At 62.7% G+C, this 18899-nt stretch carries 18 protein-coding genes; 11 read left to right on the forward strand and 7 right to left on the reverse strand.

What is annotated here, in order from left to right; genetic code table 11:
* The first annotated feature begins 1 nt into the window (after window position 1).
* The 3 genes from PH586_RS02615 (at window position 2) to PH586_RS02625 (ending at window position 2084) form a co-directional block, all read left to right on the forward strand.
* Complete coding sequence (locus tag PH586_RS02615; RefSeq protein WP_271346204.1) at window positions 2–724, forward strand: lipopolysaccharide kinase InaA family protein; 723 nt, start codon at window positions 2–4, stop codon at window positions 722–724.
* Window positions 714–1109, forward strand: a complete 396-nt coding sequence (locus PH586_RS02620) for a diacylglycerol kinase (RefSeq protein ID WP_271346205.1) — start codon at window positions 714–716, stop codon at window positions 1107–1109. Before PH586_RS02615 ends, PH586_RS02620 begins: the two co-directional genes overlap by 11 nt.
* Before the next feature lie 81 nt (window positions 1110–1190).
* Window positions 1191–2084 carry a pseudouridine synthase gene (locus tag PH586_RS02625; protein ID WP_271346206.1) on the forward strand — a complete coding sequence of 298 codons (894 nt, stop codon included), beginning with the start codon at window positions 1191–1193 and terminating at the stop codon, window positions 2082–2084.
* Between the two features lie 146 nt (window positions 2085–2230).
* On the opposite strand, the gene PH586_RS02630 is transcribed toward PH586_RS02625, so the two are convergent.
* The 4 genes from PH586_RS02630 to PH586_RS02645 are packed head-to-tail and all read right to left on the reverse strand — an operon-like array spanning window position 2231 to window position 6788.
* On the reverse strand, window positions 2231–2812 hold the full coding sequence (locus tag PH586_RS02630; protein ID WP_271346207.1) for a cob(I)yrinic acid a,c-diamide adenosyltransferase: 582 nt from the start codon (window positions 2810–2812) through the stop codon (window positions 2231–2233).
* A 2-nt stretch (window positions 2813–2814) separates the two neighbouring features.
* Entirely contained in the window at window positions 2815–4833 is a 2019-nt protein-coding gene (locus tag PH586_RS02635) for an ATP-binding protein (protein WP_271346208.1), read from the reverse strand.
* Window positions 4834–4883: 50 nt separating this feature from the next.
* Window positions 4884–5810: a putative 2-dehydropantoate 2-reductase gene (locus tag PH586_RS02640; protein ID WP_271346209.1), complete on the reverse strand. Its 927-nt coding sequence runs from the start codon at window positions 5808–5810 to the stop codon at window positions 4884–4886.
* Between the two features lie 12 nt (window positions 5811–5822).
* Window positions 5823–6788 carry a GGDEF domain-containing response regulator gene (locus PH586_RS02645; protein ID WP_271346210.1) on the reverse strand — a complete coding sequence of 322 codons (966 nt, stop codon included), beginning with the start codon at window positions 6786–6788 and terminating at the stop codon, window positions 5823–5825.
* Window positions 6789–6940: 152 nt separating this feature from the next.
* Here PH586_RS02645 and PH586_RS02650 point away from each other — a divergent pair, with 152 nt between their 5' ends.
* Window positions 6941–7420 carry a YajQ family cyclic di-GMP-binding protein gene (locus PH586_RS02650; RefSeq protein ID WP_271346211.1) on the forward strand — a complete coding sequence of 160 codons (480 nt, stop codon included), beginning with the start codon at window positions 6941–6943 and terminating at the stop codon, window positions 7418–7420.
* Window positions 7421–7524: 104 nt separating this feature from the next.
* A complete protein-coding gene (locus PH586_RS02655; RefSeq protein WP_271346212.1) occupies window positions 7525–8352 on the forward strand; it encodes a mechanosensitive ion channel family protein in 828 nt (275 codons plus the stop codon).
* A gap of 151 nt (window positions 8353–8503) precedes the next feature.
* On the opposite strand, the gene PH586_RS02660 is transcribed toward PH586_RS02655, so the two are convergent.
* Complete coding sequence (locus tag PH586_RS02660; RefSeq protein ID WP_238039896.1) at window positions 8504–9262, reverse strand: SDR family oxidoreductase; 759 nt, start codon at window positions 9260–9262, stop codon at window positions 8504–8506.
* Between the two features lie 104 nt (window positions 9263–9366).
* On the opposite strand from PH586_RS02660, the gene PH586_RS02665 reads away from it, so the two are divergent.
* From PH586_RS02665 to PH586_RS02690, 6 genes are all read left to right on the forward strand, one after another.
* Entirely contained in the window at window positions 9367–10113 is a 747-nt protein-coding gene (locus PH586_RS02665) for a HugZ family pyridoxamine 5'-phosphate oxidase (protein WP_271346213.1), read from the forward strand.
* A gap of 63 nt (window positions 10114–10176) precedes the next feature.
* On the forward strand, window positions 10177–10641 hold the full coding sequence (locus tag PH586_RS02670; RefSeq protein ID WP_271346214.1) for an FxsA family protein: 465 nt from the start codon (window positions 10177–10179) through the stop codon (window positions 10639–10641).
* 305 nt (window positions 10642–10946) lie between these two features.
* Window positions 10947–11240, forward strand: coding sequence for a co-chaperone GroES (locus tag PH586_RS02675; protein ID WP_079203065.1), 294 nt, complete (start codon window positions 10947–10949; stop codon window positions 11238–11240).
* 60 nt (window positions 11241–11300) lie between these two features.
* A complete protein-coding gene (gene groL / locus PH586_RS02680) occupies window positions 11301–12953 on the forward strand; it encodes a chaperonin GroEL (RefSeq protein WP_271346215.1) in 1653 nt (550 codons plus the stop codon).
* A 483-nt stretch (window positions 12954–13436) separates the two neighbouring features.
* Window positions 13437–14126, forward strand: a complete 690-nt coding sequence (locus PH586_RS02685) for a lipopolysaccharide kinase InaA family protein (protein WP_271346216.1) — start codon at window positions 13437–13439, stop codon at window positions 14124–14126.
* Window positions 14123–14353 carry a hypothetical protein gene (locus PH586_RS02690; RefSeq protein WP_271346217.1) on the forward strand — a complete coding sequence of 77 codons (231 nt, stop codon included), beginning with the start codon at window positions 14123–14125 and terminating at the stop codon, window positions 14351–14353. The genes PH586_RS02685 and PH586_RS02690 overlap by 4 nt, the downstream gene beginning before the upstream one ends.
* Window positions 14354–14514: 161 nt before the next feature.
* Here the strand turns inward: PH586_RS02690 and PH586_RS02695 are convergent, their stop codons facing one another.
* Both PH586_RS02695 and PH586_RS02700 read right to left on the reverse strand, forming a co-directional pair.
* On the reverse strand, window positions 14515–17586 hold the full coding sequence (locus PH586_RS02695; protein WP_271346218.1) for a multidrug efflux RND transporter permease subunit: 3072 nt from the start codon (window positions 17584–17586) through the stop codon (window positions 14515–14517).
* Window positions 17587–17636: 50 nt separating this feature from the next.
* Window positions 17637–18764 carry an efflux RND transporter periplasmic adaptor subunit gene (locus tag PH586_RS02700; protein ID WP_271346219.1) on the reverse strand — a complete coding sequence of 376 codons (1128 nt, stop codon included), beginning with the start codon at window positions 18762–18764 and terminating at the stop codon, window positions 17637–17639.
* Window positions 18765–18899 lie beyond the last annotated feature (135 nt).

An 18899-nucleotide genomic window follows, 5' to 3' on the forward strand; every position in this document is an offset into this window, starting at 1 on the left:
GATGAGTAGCCTGATTACGCGAGTACGGACCGAGCCGGTGCCCAGTACCTTCGAGCGTTGGTGGCAGATCCAGGGCGAGTGGGTGGAGGCGCCCAATCAACGTCGTGGCGGCGAGAGCGGTGTGCAGCGTCGGCGTAACCAGGCGGGGCAGCTGCTGTACCTCAAGCGCCAGACCGGGCACCTGTATCGCTCCTGGCTGCACCCCTTGGGCCGGCCCACGGCGTTGCGTGAATTGCATGCAATGCAGCAACTGCAGCGACTCGGCATCCGTGTGCCCACGCTGGTCTATGCCGCTGCGCAAAAACAAGCCGGACAGTGGCGTGCGCTCTTGGTCACCGAGGCGCTGGATGGCTTCGTCAGCCTGGAGCAGTGGTACGGCAGCGAAGCGCTGCGGCATGGCGGCACGCAACTGAATCGCTGCATGCTGGAGCAACTGGCGGCGATGCTCAGTCGCCTGCACCGGTTCGGCTGGCAGCATGGCTGCTTGTATGCCAAGCACATCTTCATCAAACCTCAGGCCGTCGACGACGGCGGTGGGGTCGAAGTGGCGCTGCTCGACCTGGAGAAAAGTCGTCGCCGGTTGTTCAGCCGCTCCGCATCGCGGCGTGACATGGGGCAACTGTCTCGCCATCGTGGGGACATGCCGGCTGCCGATTGGCAGCTGTTGTTCGAGGCCTACAATCGTTCGATGGCCACCGGAGAGGCTGTTTCCCATGAGTTCTGAAGTCGCAGTCACCGGGCTCGATGGCAGCGCGCTGAAGGGGCAAACCGGCTGGCGGCGTATCGTCCATGCGTTCGGCTATTCCCGGGCGGGGCTGCTGGCCGCGTTCAGGGGCGAGGCTGCGTTTCGTCAGTTGCTGCTGCTCAATGCCGTGCTATTGCCCCTGGCGTTCTACCTGGATGTTGGCAAGGTCGAGCGCGCGCTGTTGATCAGCGTATGTGTGCTGGCGCTGATCGTCGAGCTGCTCAACTCGGCGATCGAGGCCACGGTGGATCGTATCTCCCTGGAATTGCACCCCTTGTCGAAACAGGCCAAGGATCTGGGCAGCGCCGCGCAATTGGTGACCATGAGCCTGATTGCCCTGGTCTGGGCAGTGATACTGCTGTAACCGTACCGGCCTTTGACGGCAGGCGAGTGGCTGCGGCCTAATGGACGCTGGTTACCTTTGTCGCTGCCCGCCGAGCCCCTCATGCCTGTGTCTGCCCGCTCCCCCTCCAACATGCGTCCCAGCACCCTGCATCTGCCGCAGGGCAGCTGGCCGACGGTACTCGATTGCTTGTGTGCGCATTTTCCGGCGATCAGTCGCGAGGTATGGCTGCAGCGCATGGCACGTGGGCGTGTGCTGGATGCCGACGGCGCGCCAATCGGTCCGGCGCATGTTTATCGGGTTGGCCTGCGCGTGCATTACTTTCGCGAGGTGGTAGCGGAGACGCCGATTCCCTTCGTCGAAACTGTGCTCTATGTCGACGAGCACCTGCTGGTGGCCGACAAGCCGCATTTTCTCCCGGTGATGCCCGCCGGCGAATACGTCGAGCAGACGCTGCAGGCGCGGCTGGCCAAGCGCCTGGGTAATGCCGACCTGGTGCCGCTGCACCGTATCGACCGGCATACGGCCGGCCTGGTGCTGTTTTCCTGTAACCGGCAGAGCCGCGGCCAGTATCAGGCGCTGTTCCGTGAGCGGCAGATGGACAAGCGCTATGAAGCCCTGGCGCCAGGCCTGCCTGGGCTGGATTTCCCCCTGCGACGGGCCACACGCCTGGCCGCCGGCGAGCCGTTTTTCCGCATGCAGGAAGTCGCCGGCATGGCGAATACCGAGACCCGCATCGAGGTGGCGCAGCAGTTGGGCGAGCACTGGCTCTACGGGCTCTATCCGGTAACGGGGAAAAAGCACCAGCTGCGGGTGCATATGGCCGCCTTGGGCGCGCCCATCGTCAACGATCCCTTCTACCCCGACATCAGCGAAGGGCCCGATGCGCCCGACGACTACAGTCGGCCGCTCAAGCTGCTGGCCCAGGGCCTGGCCTTCATCGACCCGCTGAGTGGCGAGCAACGCCGCTTCGAGAGCCGGCTGAGTCTGCTCTGAGGGTTTTTCCTTGAAGCCGGGCGCAAGGCTTCAAGGTTGCAGGGCGTTCCGTTCGGCGCGCAGCGACAGCCCGCCGGTGAGCCCCGATGCGCTGTCTGCGGCCGCGACAGCTTAGGCTGTCGCAGTGCTTGCACATCAACAGGTGATCACGCCGGTTGCTTCGGCGCCGCCTGCCAGAGCACTTCATCGACGCCCTGGCGCTTGGCGATCAGGCGGGCGGCAACGAACAGCAGATCGGAGAGGCGGTTGACATAGGCCAGTCCGACGCCGCGCAATGGCTCCAGCGCGTTCAGCTGCTGGCAGCGGCGTTCGGCGCTGCGCGCCAGGCTGCGGCAGACGTGGGCCTGGGCGACCAGGCGGGTGCCGCCCGGCAGGATGAAATTCTGCAGCGGGCCGAGTTCTTCGTTCCAGCGATCGATGGCGGCTTCCAGGCGTTCCACTTCGGGCTGTTGCAGGGCCTGGTACTCGGGCATGGCCAGCTCGCCTCCGAGGTCGAACAGGCGGTGCTGGCAGGGCGCGAGCACCGCGCTGATTTCGCTCAAGCCCGGCCACCTCGCCTGGTATTCAACGAGGTCGGCCAGCAGCAGGCCGAGCTGGCTGTTGAGTGTATCCACCTCGCCCATGGCCTCCACCCGCGGGTGATCCTTGGCCACCCGACGGCCGTCGGCCAGCCCGGTTTCGCCGGCATCGCCGGTGCGTGTATAAATCTTCGACAGTCGATAACCCATGTTCAATGACCTGTGTGGGGGACGGCTTCAGCCAGAGGCAGGCGCAGGGTGAAGCAAGTGCCCTGGGCTTCCTTGGACTGCACTTCCATCTGCCCTTTGTGGTTGTTGGTGATGATGAAGTAGGAGACCGACAGGCCCAGCCCGGTACCTTGGCCGACTTCCTTGGTGGTGAAGAACGGCTCGAAGATGCGCTTGCGCACTGATTCAGGCATGCCGACGCCGTTGTCTTCCACCTGGATTTCCGCCCAGGGCGGCGCCAGCCGGGTGCGCAAGGTGATCTGTCCGGGCGGGTTGCAGTCTTCGCGTTGATGAATCGCCTGGGCGGCATTTTTCAGCAGGTTCAGCAGGACCTGTTCCAGTTCGTTGGCGATGCCCGGCACCGGGCCGAGGCTTGGGTCGAATTCGCGGCGGATGACCAGGCTTTTGAAGTCAAAGCTGTCCGTGAGGTCGAAGTTGTTGCCAGCGATTTCCAGCGCCTGGTCGATCACGGCACTCAGTTGGCAGGGTGCCAGTTGGCGGTTGCTGCGGCGACTGAAGCTGAGCATGTGGCTGACGATTTTCGCCGCACGCGTGCCGGCCCGCTGGATGTCATCGAGCAGGCGCGGGATCTCCCGTGCGTGCAGGTAACGGTCGATGGTTTCCAGGCACACGCCAATCTGCTCGGCCTGTTCGCGATTCTTCTCCAGTTCCGGGGACAAGCGCCGGCGGATATTCTGCACGTTGTGCAGGATGGCGCCGAGCGGGTTGTTGATCTCATGGGCCATGCCCGCCGCGAGGCCGCCGACCGAGAGCATCTTTTCCGACTGCACCATCATCTCTTCCAGGCTCAGGCGCTGGCTGATGTCGTCGATGCGGATCACCACGCCGCGCCCGGCCCCACCGGTCAGCGGGTAGAAGGTCAGGGCGTAGTGATGCGGTTCTTCGTCCTTGCTCCAGGTCACACGCTCGATTTTTTCCACCCTGTGCTGTTCGACGGTGCGTCTGAGCATCGGCAGAAAGGGTTTCAGCGGCGGGAAGGCGAGGAACACCGGCTGGTTCAGCGCCTGAGCCAGGCGCGTGCCGGAAATGGCGCTGGCCTCCTGGTTCCATTGGGTGACGTAAAGCTGTTCGTCGAGGGCGATCAAGGCCGAGGGCATGGAGTCGATGATGCTGTTGAGGTAGTTCTGGAAGCCGGTGAGTTTTCTCTCGATCTTGCTGCGAACCTGCACTTCCAGCTCCAGTTTGCGGTTGGAATGGCGGGTTTCTTCGGCCTGGTGCTGCGCCTGGTCGAACGCGGCCTGGGCGTCGTCGCGGGCGCGTTTGAGTTGTTGCTCGCGTGCCTCGATACGCATCAGCATGGTATTGAAGGCGTCGGCCAGACTGCCGATCTCGTCCTGGTTGCCACGCTTGGCCCGTAGGGCATAGTTCTCCTCGCGGGTGACCTGGCGCGACAGTTCTTCCAGCCGGCGAATCGGCTTGGTCACCAGGCGGCGGATCTGCCGTGCTACCAGCAGCCAGAGCAGCACGCTGAACGCGAGAATCGCCAGGCTGGCGCTCAGGGTGCCGGTATAGAAGGCGCCGGGCAGTTCGCCGGAGGCGACCAGTAACAGGTGGCCGGGGGCGGCGTCGGGCTGCGGCAGTTCGATCAGCAGGTTGGTGCGCAATTCGCGGTGGCGCCAGCTGTCCAGTTGTTCGACGCGCTGTGGCAAGTCGAGGAAGTCCCCGTGCTGCAGCTGTGCCAGGCTCACGCCCTGGCTGTCGTAGATCACTGCGGCGCGCAGTGGCGGGTAGTCATCCAGGCGCTGCAGCAGGGCCTGGGCAGCGCTCGCCGAGCTCAGCGCCTCCTGGCCCATGGCGGGGCTGGCGATCAGTCGGCCGAGGGTGTGCAAGGCCTGCGGTGCGACGCTCTGCTGGGAAATCCAGTAGGCCGCGCTGATAAACGCCAGGTTGGCCATCAGCAACACGGCGGCCAGCAATACCAGGAGCGCGGTGAGCAGTTTGCGGCCGACGGGCAGGTTTTCGAGGCGCTGACGCAATTGCATGGACGGGCACGTCGCAGTGGCGAGGAAGTTCGAGCAGGGTAACGCGCGGCTTAATGGCTGGGCAATCCGCATGCATCAAGGTGCTGCACCAGGCGCTCATGCAGCGCCGCCAAGAGCGGCAAGGCCAGGCCATGGTGCTGCGCCGCGGCACAGGCATGGCCGAGCAGGTAGGCAATTTCGGTGCGCCGGCCCTGGGCGACATCCTGATGCATCGAGGAGTAGTTCGCCGCGGTAGCCTGGATTACCCGTTGCACGTCGGCATATAAGTCCTGTGCGGCAGCAGGCTGGCCACAGCTGTGCAGCAGTTGCCCAAGCTCGGCGCAGAGCGTGGCGACCTCGGCCCGGTGTTCACTCAGGCCGCCATTGCGGCAAGCGTAGAGCACGGTCAGTGGGTTAATGGCGCAGTTCAGTGCCAGCTTGCGCCATAGCCGGCTGAGGATGTCCGGGCTCCACTGGTGGGGAATGCCGCTGCGTTCGAGGTCGGCCAGCCAGGCCGGCGGGTGGTCGTCGAGCGGATCGCCGAGCCAGGTGTGGCCATGGCCGGCGAAGACCACACGCCACTCTCCGTCAGGGGCGGCGCCATCGCGAAAGGCGCCTTCGGTGCTGGAGGCGAGAATACAGCGCGCCTGGGGGACTCGAGCGGCCACGGCCTCCTGGCTGCCCAGGCCGTTTTGCAGAAGAACCAGCTCGGCGCCAGGCGCCAGGCGCGGCTTGACCGCTGCAATGGCGCTTTCGACATCGTAGGCCTTGCACGCCAGCAGCAGGCGCTGAATTGGCGCCGGATCGGCAGCGGTTTGTCCCGGCACGGGGTAGTGTCGGGCTTGGCCCTGCTCGACCAGGGTCAGGCCGCCCGCGCGCTGATAAGCGTCGAGCCGAGCCGAGTCGCGCAGGATCAACTGCACCGGCACGCCGGCACGCGCCAGGCGTGCGGCCCACAGGCAACCCAGGCTGCCGGCGCCGAGGACATGCCAGCTCATTGCCGGCGCCGTCTAGGTCGCATGCGGCAGGCGCATGGCGGCGACCCGGCCGCTGACATAAGATTCCGGCAGCAGCTTGGTCGCATGCGCGATCAGGCTCTCCGGGCCGATGGGCAAGGCTTTGGCGTCGAGGCCGACCAGGCAGATCCCGGCCTTGAGGCTGATGAAGCCTTCGCTGGTCTTGAACGTTTTGAGGTTAAGCCCTTCGTGCAGGCGCTTGAAGCTGCTCGGCGAACACTCGTGCAGGTCTTCGAGCAGGGTAATGAGGGCGAAATGGGTGTCGTCCAGCCGCACCAGCACGTCCAGCGGGCGCACCAGTTGCTGCAGGCGGCGGGCGACGCCATGCAGCAGCTCGGTGTAGAACCCGCTGCCATGACGCTGGCGCAGTTCGCCGGCCTCCTGCAGGCCGATCAACAGGTAACAGAGCGCGCCACCGCGCGATTCGATCTGGCGCAGGCTGTCGAGCAGCTTCTGCCGCAGGTAGCGGGCGTTGCCCAGGCCGGTAAGGGTATCGACGAGGTTGCGCTGTTCCAGGCTGGCGATGTTTTCCGTTAGCAGGCGGTTTTCCTGCAGCAGGCGTTGCAGGGTGTTGCACAGGCGGTCGGCGGCGTAGACCCGTGGCACCAGTTGTTCGTTCATCTGCGCCTTGTTGATGAAGTCGTCGACCCCGCGATCGAAGGCTTCGCTCAGCACGTTTTCACCTTCCTTGCCGGTCAGCAGCATGACGTAGGTGTAGTGATCGGCCATTTCATCCAGCTGGCGGACCCGCCCGGTCAGTTCCAGACCATCCATTTCCGGCATCAACCAATCCGCCAGCAGCACGCTGGCCGGACGCAGTTCAAGCTGACTGATGGCTTCTGCGGCGCTGTAGGCGAAGCGTACATCCTGGTAGCCGGCCTGCCTCAGGGCGCGACCGATCATTGCGCTGGAGAACTTGGCGTCGTCCACCACCAGGATGCTGAGATGGGGGTTGGGCATGGGCAGGCTCGTAGGGGGAATCGCATGAGCCCGGTACATCGCCAGGCAGTGTGTATCGCTATGGCTATATAATGGCCGGGTTTTTCAATCGTCATCAAGCCACGCGTGCCCCGTCCGTGATCTGGGTCGCGCCGTCTATCTGGAGAAAACCCATGCCCTCGTTCGACGTGGTGTCCGAGCTGGACAAACACGAAGTCACCAATGCTGTCGACAACGCCATCAAAGAACTTGAGCGTCGTTATGACTTGCGCGGCAAAGGCAGCTTCGAGCTCAAAGATCTGACGGTCAACCTGACCGCCGATGCGGATTTCCAGCTGGAGCAGATGGTCGAGATTCTCAAACTCTGCCTGGTAAAGCGCAAGATCGATGTGCAGTGCCTGGAGTTCAAGGACGCCTATCCCTCGGGCAAGAGCGTCAAGCAGGAAATGACCCTGCGTGAAGGCATCGACAAGGAGCTGGCGAAGAAAATCGTTGCTCACATCAAGGACAGCAAGCTCAAGGTGCAGGCTGCCATCCAGGGTGAGCAGGTACGGATTACCGGCAAGAAGCGCGATGACCTGCAGGAAGCGATTGCCGTCCTGCGCGCCAAGGACTTCGGCATGCCACTGCAATTCGATAACTTCCGCGACTGATGCGGCAAGCCTGTCGGGCCAGTGGCTCGTCGGCAGTGAGTGGAAAGCGCCCGCCAAGGCTTGCCATGGCGGGCGCGTTTTAACCGTTGTAAAAGGAGTGTCAAATGGAGATGAGTGTCGAGCAACTGGTGAAGCTGTCTGAAGCTTGGCTGCCGGCGGTACTGCAATACAGTGGCCAGTTTACCCTGGCGATCATCACACTGCTGGTCGGTTGGTGGTTCATCAACACCCTGACCCATAGAGTCAGTGCTGTACTGGCTCGGCGTAATGTCGACCGCGCCCTGCACAGTTTTATTGGCAGCCTGGCCAGCATGGTTCTCAAGGTGCTGCTGCTGGTCAGCGTCGCCTCGATGATCGGTGTGGAAACCACGTCCTTCATCGCCGTGATCGGTGCCGCAGGCCTGGCCATCGGCCTGGCCCTGCAAGGCAGTCTGGCGAATTTCGCCGGTGGCGTATTGATCATGCTGTTCCGGCCGTTTCGCGCCGGCGACTGGATCGAGGGGCAGGGCGTCTCGGGCAGCGTCGACAGCATCCATATCTTCCACACCACCCTGAAGACCGCGGACAACAAGGTGATTGTCGTGCCCAATGGCAGCCTGTCCAACGGCAACATCACTAATTATTCGCGCGAAGCCACGCGCCGCGCCGACATCAACCTGGGCATCGACTATTCCAGCGACATCAAGAAAGCCCGTGATGTGCTGCTGAAAATCGCCGAGGACCCGCGTATCCATCGCGAGCCGGCTCCCGTGGTATTCGTCACGGGCCTGGGCGACAGTGCTGTCAACTTGTCATTGCGCGTCTGGGTGGCCACGCCGGATTTCTGGCCGGTGACCTTCGGCTTCACCGAGTTGGCCAAGGAGCGTTTGACCGAAGCCGGCATCGGTATTCCGTTCCCGCAGCGCGTGGTGCATCTGGTTCAGCCCAGCTGAGCCGGCGCAAGTAAGCTGTCGCGCAGGATGCGCCTATGAAAATGCCGCTTTCCCTCGACAGGAATGCGGCATTTTTTTTTGCGCCTGGGCCCGCCCGGGTTGCCCGCGGTGTGCGGATTGGTGCGGGCGGCAGGCCGGACGGTTACTGGAGTTACAGGCGCAGGCCGCCATCCAGCTCGAGGATGCGACCGGTGTAGTAGTCGTTCTCGAGGATATAGGCCACCGAATGGGCGATCTCGGCCGGTTTGCCCATGCGCCGCAACGGGATGCCCAGGGTCATTTTCTCCAGTGCTTCCGGTTTCATGCTCAGGGTCATCTCGGTTTCGATGAAGCCCGGCGCCACGCCGGCCACGCGAATGCCGTAACGCGCCAGTTCCTTGGCCCAGACCACGGTATCGGCGGCGACGCCGGCCTTGGCCGCAGAATAGTTGGCCTGGCCCATGTTGCCAGCGCGGGAGATGGAGGAGATGTTGACGATCGCGCCCTGGTCCTTCAGTTCGATCATCTTCGCCGCCACTTCACGGGTGCAGAGGAATACGCCGGTCAGGTTGACGTCGATCACCGACTGCCACTGGGCCAGGCTCATCTTGCTCATTTCGCCGTCTTTGACCTTGATGGTCAGGCCGTCACGCAGGATGCCCGCGTTGTTGATCAGGCCATTGATCGCCCCGAAATCTTCGGCGACCTGGGCGACCATGTGCGTCACCTGCTCTTCGTTGGCCACGTTGCACAGGTAGGCGCGCGCTTCGGCGCCAAGGGCCTTGCAGGCGGCTACGGCTTCGTCGAGTTTTTCCTGGTTGAGGTCGACCAGCGCCAGTTTCACGCCTTTCTCCGCCAGGTATTCGCCCATGGCGCGGCCCAGACCCTGGCAGCCGCCGGTGATGATGATAACTTTGTCTTTGAGTTGCATCGCGATTCCCCTAAAAGTGTGCCGTGTAGCCCCGCTGGCGCGCTGTAACAGCTATTCTAGGGCGCCTGTCCGTTAGTGACGGATTCTTTGCAAGGAGTCATAAGGTGAGCGTGAAAGCCGCTAAGCATGCCCGAGAATTGCTTCTCAAGGAATACCGAGGGGTGCTCTCGACTCATTCGAAGGCCATGCCGGGCTTTCCTTTCGGATCAGTGGTGCCCTACTGCCTGGACGCTCAGGGCCTGCCTCTGATCCTGATTAGCCGTATTGCCCAGCACACCCATAACCTCAGGCAGGACGCCAAGTGCTCGCTGTTTGTCGGTGAGCGTGGCGCCGCGGACGTGCAGGCCGTCGGTCGCCTTACGCTACTCGCCGAAGCACGACAATTGTGTGACCAGGATGCAGTCGAAGCGGCCGCTCGGCGTTATTACCGCTATTTTCCAGAATCGCAGAACTATCACCGCGCCCACGATTTCGACTTCTGGGTGCTGGAGCCAGTGCGCTGGCGCTACATCGGCGGATTCGGCGCGATCCACTGGCTGGCGCAAGTAGCACTGAGCAACCCGTTTGCGGCGACAGACAATGCGGGTGCCCGCGAGCAGGACATGCTGGAACACATGAACAGTGACCATGCCAGTGCCATCGGCCATTATGTCGCGCTGGCCGGTCTGCCGGCCCAGGTGCCGGCCGAACTGGTGGGCATCGACAGTGAAGGTTTCCACCTGCGCATTGGCCAAAGCGTGTATTGGCTGGCCTTCCCCGCACCCTGCAACACCCCCGGCGAGGTGCGCCAGGCCTTTGTGCAGCTGGCTCGGGCAGAAGTCTGGCCGACCGGTGGTGCCGTTTCCGCTTGAATTCAGCGCAATGCCCCATACTTCTAACTTATTGGAAGCCGTTCTTCCGTTAAGGAATCCTTGATGCGTGTTTTTCTGTTTTTGTTCTTGTTGTTCCCGATCATCGAGCTGACGCTACTGATCCAGGTCGGCAGTGCGATTGGCGCACTGCCGACGGTGTTGCTGGTTATCGGTACGGCCATTGCGGGCGGCATTCTGCTGCGCGTTGCCGGACTGGCCACCGCCTGGCGCGCGCGCGAGAAGCTGGCGCGCGGCGAGTTGCCCGAGCAGGAAATGCTCGAAGGCTTGCTGATTGCCGTGGGTGGCGGCCTGTTGCTGTTACCGGGTTTTATCAGCGACATATTCGGTGCGCTGTGCCTGATCCCCTTCATTCGGCGCTTGCTGGTCAACAAGATTCGCCTGCGGGCGGCCGAGCAAGCCATGCGTCAGCGGGCCTTTGCCGATGATCTGGCGGCACGCTCCGGGCAGGCGCGGCCGGGTGCCAGTCAGCCAAATGTGCTGGAAGGTGAGTACAAGCGTCACGACTGACAGGTTGGTACTGGATCCAGTCGCACGGCAAGGGCTGGACGCTGCCCTGTGCCTGGCATTTTCGCTTGCCTGGTCAGTGTCGATACAGCGTCGCTGGCGTCCCTCGACAGCAAAAAAAACATCGCTGACCCTTGAAATCCCCTTGTGCGCCCTTATGTAGCGGTCACCGCAAGGTTTTCTGCTGGTTTCGGCAGAACAGACTTCCGCGTCGCACTTCGGTGCAGCGCAACCGGCTCCGCCGGACTTTGCCAACCTGCTGGTGTGAACGCCAGCCGATGTAAATAACTATTTGGGAGAGATCGACAATGAAGCTTCGTCCTTTGCATGACCGCGTCGTGATCCGTCGCAGCGAAGAAGAAACCAAAACCGCAGGCGGCATTGTGCTGCCGGGTTCCGCTGCCGAGAAGCCAAACCAGGGCGAAATCGTCGCCGTAGGCACCGGCCGCGTGCTGGACAACGGTGAAGTGCGCCCGCTGGCCGTCAAGGTCGGTGACAAAGTGGTGTTTGGTCCTTACTCCGGCAGCAACGCCATCAAGGTCGATGGCGAAGAGCTGTTGGTCATGAGCGAGAGCGAAATCCTGGCCGTTGTCGAAGCCTGATTGCCGTCTCCGCCACAACGTATTGCGCTCCACCAAAACGAATTTTGAGGAATATCCATCATGGCTGCTAAAGAAGTTAAGTTCGGCGACTCCGCTCGCAAGAAAATGCTCGCCGGTGTAAACGTCCTGGCTGATGCCGTTAAAGCGACCCTCGGGCCAAAAGGCCGTAACGTGATCATCGAGAAGAGCTTCGGCGCTCCGACCATCACCAAGGACGGCGTTTCCGTTGCCAAAGAAATCGAGCTGAAAGATCGCTTCGAGAACATGGGCGCCCAGCTGGTCAAAGACGTGGCTTCGCGTGCCAACGATGACGCTGGCGACGGCACCACCACCGCCACCGTACTGGCTCAGTCGATCGTCAACGAAGGCCTGAAGGCCGTCGCTGCCGGCATGAACCCGATGGACCTGAAGCGCGGCATCGACAAGGCGACCATCGCCATCGTTGCTCAGCTGAAGGCTCAATCCAAGCCGTGCTCCGACAGCAAGGCCATTGCTCAGGTCGGTACCATCTCCGCCAACTCCGACAGCTCCATCGGCGACATCATTGCCGAAGCCATGGGCAAAGTCGGTAAAGAAGGCGTGATCACCGTTGAAGAAGGCTCGGGCCTGGAAAACGAACTGTCGGTTGTAGAAGGCATGCAGTTCGACCGTGGCTACCTGTCGCCGTACTTCATCAACAAGCCGGACACCATGGTCGCCGAACTCGACGGCCCGTTGATCCTGCTGGTCGACAAGAAGATCTCCAACATCCGCGAAATGCTGCCAGTACTGGAAGCCGTGGCTAAAGCCGGCCGTCCGCTGCTGATCGTTGCCGAAGACGTTGAAGGCGAAGCCCTGGCGACTCTGGTAGTGAACAACATGCGCGGTATCGTCAAGGTTGCTGCCGTCAAGGCACCGGGCTTCGGCGATCGTCGCAAGGCCATGCTGCAGGACATCGCCATCCTCACCGGCGGTACCGTGATCAGCGAAGAAGTTGGTCTGAGCCTGGAAAGCGCCACCCTGGAACACCTGGGTAATGCCAAGCGCGTCATCCTCAGCAAGGAAAACACCACCGTCATCGACGGCGCTGGCGTGCAAGCCGATATCCAGGCGCGTGTTGCCCAGATCCGCAAGCAGGTCGAAGACACCTCGTCCGACTACGACAAAGAGAAGCTGCAAGAGCGTCTGGCCAAACTGGCTGGCGGTGTTGCCGTGATCAAGGTCGGCGCCGGTTCCGAAGTAGAAATGAAAGAGAAGAAAGCCCGCGTTGAAGACGCCCTGCACGCCACCCGTGCAGCCGTTGAAGAAGGCGTTGTACCTGGCGGCGGTGTTGCCCTGGTACGCGCGCTGCAGTCCATCAGCGAGCTGAAAGGCGATAATGCCGACCAGGACGTTGGTATTGCTCTGCTGCGTCGCGCCGTCGAAGCGCCGCTACGCCAGATCGTTGCCAACTCCGGCGACGAGCCGAGCGTAGTGGTCGACAAGGTCAAGCAAGGTTCGGGTAACTTCGGTTACAACGCAGCCACCGGCGAGTACGGCGACATGATCGAGATGGGTATTCTCGATCCGGCCAAGGTGACCCGTTCGGCGTTGCAGGCGGCTTCCTCGATCGCCAGCCTGATGATCACCACCGAAGCGATGATCGCCGAGGTCGTCGACGACAAGGCAGCCGGCGGCGGCATGCCGGACATGGGCGGCATGGGCGGCATGGGTGGCATGGGCGGCATGATGTAAGCCAGCCTGCTTCCCGGCAGTCCTTGAAAAAACCCGCGCCTCGGCGCGGGTTTTTTTATGCGCCAGATAAAGTCGGTTGTGCTGATCATGGCGGGTTCGCGGCCGATGATTTGTCGTGCCTATGCCCCTGCTTATCTGCGCATGCCGATCGGCGCTGGCGTGGCCGGTTGCTTACCGGGTTTCATCGCCTGGATGGGCAGCGGTGCCATGCAAAAACGCGCGTCCGAGCGGCGCGGTTCCACGCCTGGCGCACACCGAAGCTTTCTATGGTGCGGAAATTGCTGCAAGTTTCAGTCTGGGTGTAAACCAGGCGGCGCTACTGGTCGCCGCCGCCATGCAGCTTGGGCCGTGTCGGCTATGGGCGGTGGCGTGCAGAGATGGGTGAGGGTTACATAGTTACCCTGTGATTCGTTACTGACGGTGACCGGCCAGGGCTGCTGGCCACGTGCGGTCAGGTTGAGATTAGGCTTACAGGCGGATGAAATGACAGCAGCGCTGGCGTTCGAAACGTGGTGGCAACAGCAGGGTGAATGGGTCGAAGAGCCGAATCATCGGCGTGGTGGCGAGAGCGGCGTGCAACGTCTGTATCAGGACAATGGCCGAGTGCTCTATGCCAAGCGCCAGGTCGGGCACTTCTATCGCAGCCTGCGCTACCCCTTTGGACGACCCACGGTGTTGCGAGAGCGCGACGCCTTGTTGGCCCTGCCGCGGCTTGGCGTCAAGGCGGCGAACCTGTTCTATTGCGACGTGCAGCGCGATGCTGCCGGGCGCTGGCGTGGTTTGTTGGTGACGGAGGAACTCAAGGGTTTTCAGCAGCTCGATCACTGGTATGCCGAGGGTGGCCGTGAGCGTTTCGGCGTGGCGGTGAACGAGCAACTGCTGGCGCAAGTGGCCGATATGCTGGCGCGCTTTCATCGGGCGGGCTGGCAGCATGGTTCCCTCTATCAAAAGCATCTGTTCGTGCGAGTCGAGCAGGTGGGCGAGCGGGTCGAGGTTGAGACGGCCTTGTTGGATCTGGAGAAAAGCCGGCGGCGTATCAGCAAGTTGCAGGCCGCCCGTCACGACATGCTGCAGCTTCAACGCCATTCGTCGTGGCGTGCTGGTGATTGGGAGCGATTGGTCTACCTTTACCAGCAAGCGTTTGGCAGCGCTATCAAGGGGTTGCGGTTATGAAGTTAGAAATTGCTAGAGGTTTTTTTCTCATCGCGGCGCTGGGCGTGGCTTCATTGGCTGCGGCCGCCTGGCATGAGCCGGGCCCACTCATGCTGGGTAGTGCCGGTGGCCCGGAGCACTGCCCGCTGCCCCGCAACGCCAGCATGACGACGCAACAGCTCGCTCCGGATAAGGATTTGCTGCTGTTCATGTTCAGCCTGTCGCAGAGCCTGGCCGGGCAGAAGTGAGCAAGCGGTCCGCCTGACAAATCCTCCGGCCATGCCAATGCCGTGCACTCGAGTCGAGGGCACGGCATTTTTTTCGGTTGACTTGGTCGTCTGGCTGTTCAATTGGCTTGTTGTCACTGTGGTGGTGCCAGCGCCAGCCCACCATTGCCAATGCCCGGCTATCATCCCCGGTTTGCGCCCCCGGTCACGGTTGCCGGTAGCGTCGTCGGCTCTGCGTCCGGCTTGGCCAGCACGCTGTAGACGCAGGGCAGGACGAACAGGGTGAACAGGGTGCCGACCGTCATGCCGGTGGCTATCACCAAGCCGATGTCGAAACGACTCACCGCGCCGGCGCCGGTGGCGAAGATCAGCGGAATCATGGCGAAGACCATCGCTGCGGTGGTCATCAGCACCGGCCGCAGGCGAATTGCCGCAGCCTCCTCGACCGCGGCGCGGCGCGACATGCCCTGGCTGCGGCGCAGCTGGTTGGCGAACTCGACGATCAGAATGCCGTGCTTGGTGATCAGCCCGATCAGCGTCACCAGACCCACCTGGGTGTAGATGTTCATGCTGGAGAAACCGAGGAACAGCGGGATCAGCGCGCCACAGATCGACAGCGGCACCGTCACCAGGATCACCAGCGGATCGCGGAAACTCTCGAACTGTGCCGCCAGTACCAGAAAGATCAGCGCCAGGGCCAGGCCGAAGGTGGCATACAGGGCACTGCCCTCCTGAATGAACTGGCGTGCAGCACCGGCATAGTCGGCGGCGAAACCGGCCGGAGCCTCCTCGGCCATGATCTGCTGCACGGTGTCGATCGCTTCGCCCATGCTGACGATAGGCATGCCCTGGATGATCGCCGAGTTGAGTTGCTGGAACTGGTTCAGCTGGGTTGGGCGCGCACGGTCGCTCACCATGATCAGGGTCGATAACGGCAGCATCTCGCCACTTTCGCTCTTGACCTGATAGCTGCCGAGCCAGGCCGGGTTATCGCGGTAGGCGCGCTCGACCTGGGCGATCACCTTGTAGCTGCGGCCCTCGATGGTGAAACGGTTGATCTCGCCCTCGCCGAGCAGGGTCGCCAGGGCCAAGCCGATATCCTCCATGGACACGCCCATCTGCGCCGCCTTGGCGCGGTCGATGTCGACCACCAGCTCGGGCTTGTCGAAGGCCAGGTCGATGTCGAGGAAGGCGAACTTGCCGGAGGCCAGGGCGCGTTGCTTGACCCGCTCGGTGACCTGCAGCAGCGACTCGTAATCGTTCGGCGTATTGATCACGAACTGAAAGGGCAAACCGCTACCGGTACCCGGCAGGGATGGCAGGTTGAAACCGAAGATCTGCAGGCCGGCGATCTGGCTCAGGCGCGCCTGCACCTGCGGCAGGATCTCCATCTGGGTGCGGTCGCGCTCGTTCCAGGGGGTCAGCAAGAAACCGCCGATACCCGATTGCACACCGTTGAACCCGTTGATCTGGAACGAGGAGTAGTACTCGGGGAACTCCTGGAAAATCTCGACGAACTCATCGGTATAGCGATTCAGGTACTGCAGGTTGGTCGGTTGCGGTGCGTTGCTGATGAGGAAGACGATACCGCGGTCTTCGTCGGGCGCCAGCTCGCTCTTGGTGAACATCAACAGCAACGGAATCAGGCACAGTACGATCAGGGCGAACATCAGCACCACCGGACGAGTGTTCAGGGTGCCGTGCAGGGTGTGTTGGTAGCGCTGCTTGAGCCGCGCGAACAGCACATCGAGACGATGGGCCAGGCCGCTGGGGTTTTCGTCGTGGCGCAGCAGCTTGGCGCACATCATCGGCGACAGGGTGAGGGCGACGATGCCGGAGATGATCACCGCGCCAGCCAGGGTCAGGGCGAACTCCTTGAACAGGGCCCCGGTCAGGCCTTCGAGGAAGCCGATCGGGGCATAGACCGCCGCCAGGGTGATGGTCATCGACACCACCGGCATGGCTATCTCGCGGGCGCCCTCGATGGCGGCTGCGAAGGGCGTCTTGCCCTGCTCGATATGCCGGTGGATGTTCTCCACCACGACAATGGCGTCGTCCACCACCAGGCCGATGGCCAGCACCATGGCCAGCAAGGTCAGCAGGTTGATCGAGTAGCCCATCAGTTGCATGAAGAACAGCACGCCGATCATCGACAGCGGAATAGTGATCACCGGGATCAGCACCGAGCGCAGCGCTCCGAGGAACAGGAACACCACGACGATGACGATCAGCACCGCCTCCAGCAGCGTTTTCACCACCTCATCGATGGACACCTGGATGAACAGGGTGGCGTCGTAGGCGATGGACACCTTGAGGCTGGGCGGTAGCTGCGCCTCAAGCTCGGGCATGATCTTGCGCACTTCCTTGATCACGTCCAGCGGGTTGGCGCTCGGCGTGCCCTTGATGGCGATATAGACCGAGGGCGTTCCATCGAAGGAGCTGATCGCGTCGTAGCTCTGTGCCCCCATCTCCACCCGTGCCACATCGCCGAGTAGCACCCGGCTGTCGCCGATGGTTTTCAGCGGGATGGCGGCGAAGGCATCGGGGGATTTCAGGTCGGTTTCGGCATTGATGCTGGTGACCACGTATTCGCCCTGCACTTCGCCAGCGGCGGCGAGGAAGTTGTACTGGCGCACCGCCGCGTTGACGTCACTGGCAGTCAGTTGATAGGCGGCCATCTTCAGCGGGTCGAGCCACAGGCGCATGGCGAACACCTGATTGCCGAGGATTTCCGCTTCGGCCATGCCTGGCAGAGTCGCGAGCTTGGGCTGGATGACCCGCGACAGGTAGTCGGTGATCTGTGGGTTGGACAGTTCATCACTGAAGAAGCTGATGTACATCAGCGCCGAGGCGTCGGCCGCCTGCTTGCTCAGCACCGGGTCTTCGGCGTCCTGCGGCAGCCGGTTCTTCACCTCGTTGGCCTTGGCCAGCAGCTCGGTGAACAGACGGTCGCTGTCAGCGCCGATGCGCGCGTAGATGGACACGGTCGAGACATTCTGCCTGCTCACCGAGGTCATGTAGTCGATGCCTTCGGCGCTGGCCAGGCTCTGTTGCAGGGGCTGGGTGATGTAGCCCTGGATGGTCTCGGCGTTGGCGCCCGGGTAGGCGGTGGTGACCGTGATCAGGGCGTTTTCCAACTCCGGGTACTGGCGGATGGTCAATTTGTCGAAGGCCTGCAGGCCCAGCAGGATGATTAGCAGGCTGACCACGGTCGCCAGCACCGGGCGACGGATAAAGGGATCGGTTAAAGCCATGGGGCAGTTCCTTTACGCCAGCCGCGCTCTGCGCGGCTGGCTGGAGTGTGCTATTCGGCGGTTTCGCCGGCCTCGGCGACGATCACTACGCGGGCGCCGTTATCCAGCTTGAGCTGGCCGGCGCTGACCACTCGTTCGCCGGCCTGCAGGCCCTTGAGAATCACCACCCGGCCTTCACGGCGTTCGCCCGTCTCGACGAAGCGGCGCTCGACCTGCAGGATCGGTTGGCCGTCGGCAGGGTTGGCCGGGCTGGTTTCGTCGGCAGGCGGCGCTTCGATCACGTACACCGAGTTGCCGTACAGGGTGAAGGTGATGGCGGTTTCCGGTACCAGCACCTGCGGCGTCTCGTCGCCGAGCAGCACCTGCAGGTTGGCGAACATGCCGGGCAGCAGCTTCTCGTCCGGGTTAACCAGCCGGGCGCGCACCAGCAGGTTGCGCGTGGTCGCCTCGACCTTGGGGTTGATCGCGTCGATCCGCCCCTCGAACACCTCGTCGGGATAGGCCGCTACCTGGACGCGCACGCGTTGGCCGATAGCCAGTTGCGGCACGTTCTGTTCCGGCAGGAAGAAATCGACGAACAGGGTCGACAGGTCCTGCAGGGTGGCAATAGTGGTGCCGGACTCCAGGTAGTCGCCGACGTCGATCTGGCGGATGCCGATAGTGCCGGCGAATGGCGCGAGGATGCGCTTCTTGGCCAGGGTGGCTTGCAGTTGGGCGACGCTGGCGTTGGCTTTCTGCAGATCGGCGGAGAGCCGATCAAACTCGCTCCTGGAAATGGCCTGGCGGTTGACCAGGTTGCGGCCGCGTTGGTACTCGACCCGTGCCAGGCCCCGTTCGGCCTGGGCGGTGCCCAGGCTGGCCCGCTCCACGTCGTTGTCCAGCTGGATCAGTGGTTGCTCGAGACTGACCTTCTCGCCGGATTGGAACAGCACATCGCGCGCGATGCCCGCGACTTCGACAGTCAGTTCGATACCCTGAAATGCCCTCAGCGTACCTATGGCCGATAGACGGCGCTGCCAGGGCCGCTCGACGGCTGCTGCTGCATTGACGCTGATCGGCGGCCGCGGGGCGGCAAATTGCTGGACTTCCTGGTAGATGGCCAGGCCTTTATAGGCGGCTAGGACGAGCACCCCAAGGGCAACCACGCCCAGCATGATCAGCATGCGGCGGAGCAACATATGCCGGTTCCTTGGCGAGGCAGATTGGATCTGGTAATAGGCTAGAGGGCACCTTAGTACTCCGGCCGAAACAAGTCAAAACGGCGATTTTTGCAATCAGCAGCCAGGCATTTCCTGGCTGTTGAAGTGCGTTGC

The sequence above is a fragment of the Pseudomonas aestuarii genome, assembly GCF_027988105.1.
Classification (GTDB): Bacteria; Pseudomonadota; Gammaproteobacteria; order Pseudomonadales; family Pseudomonadaceae; genus Aquipseudomonas; species Aquipseudomonas aestuarii.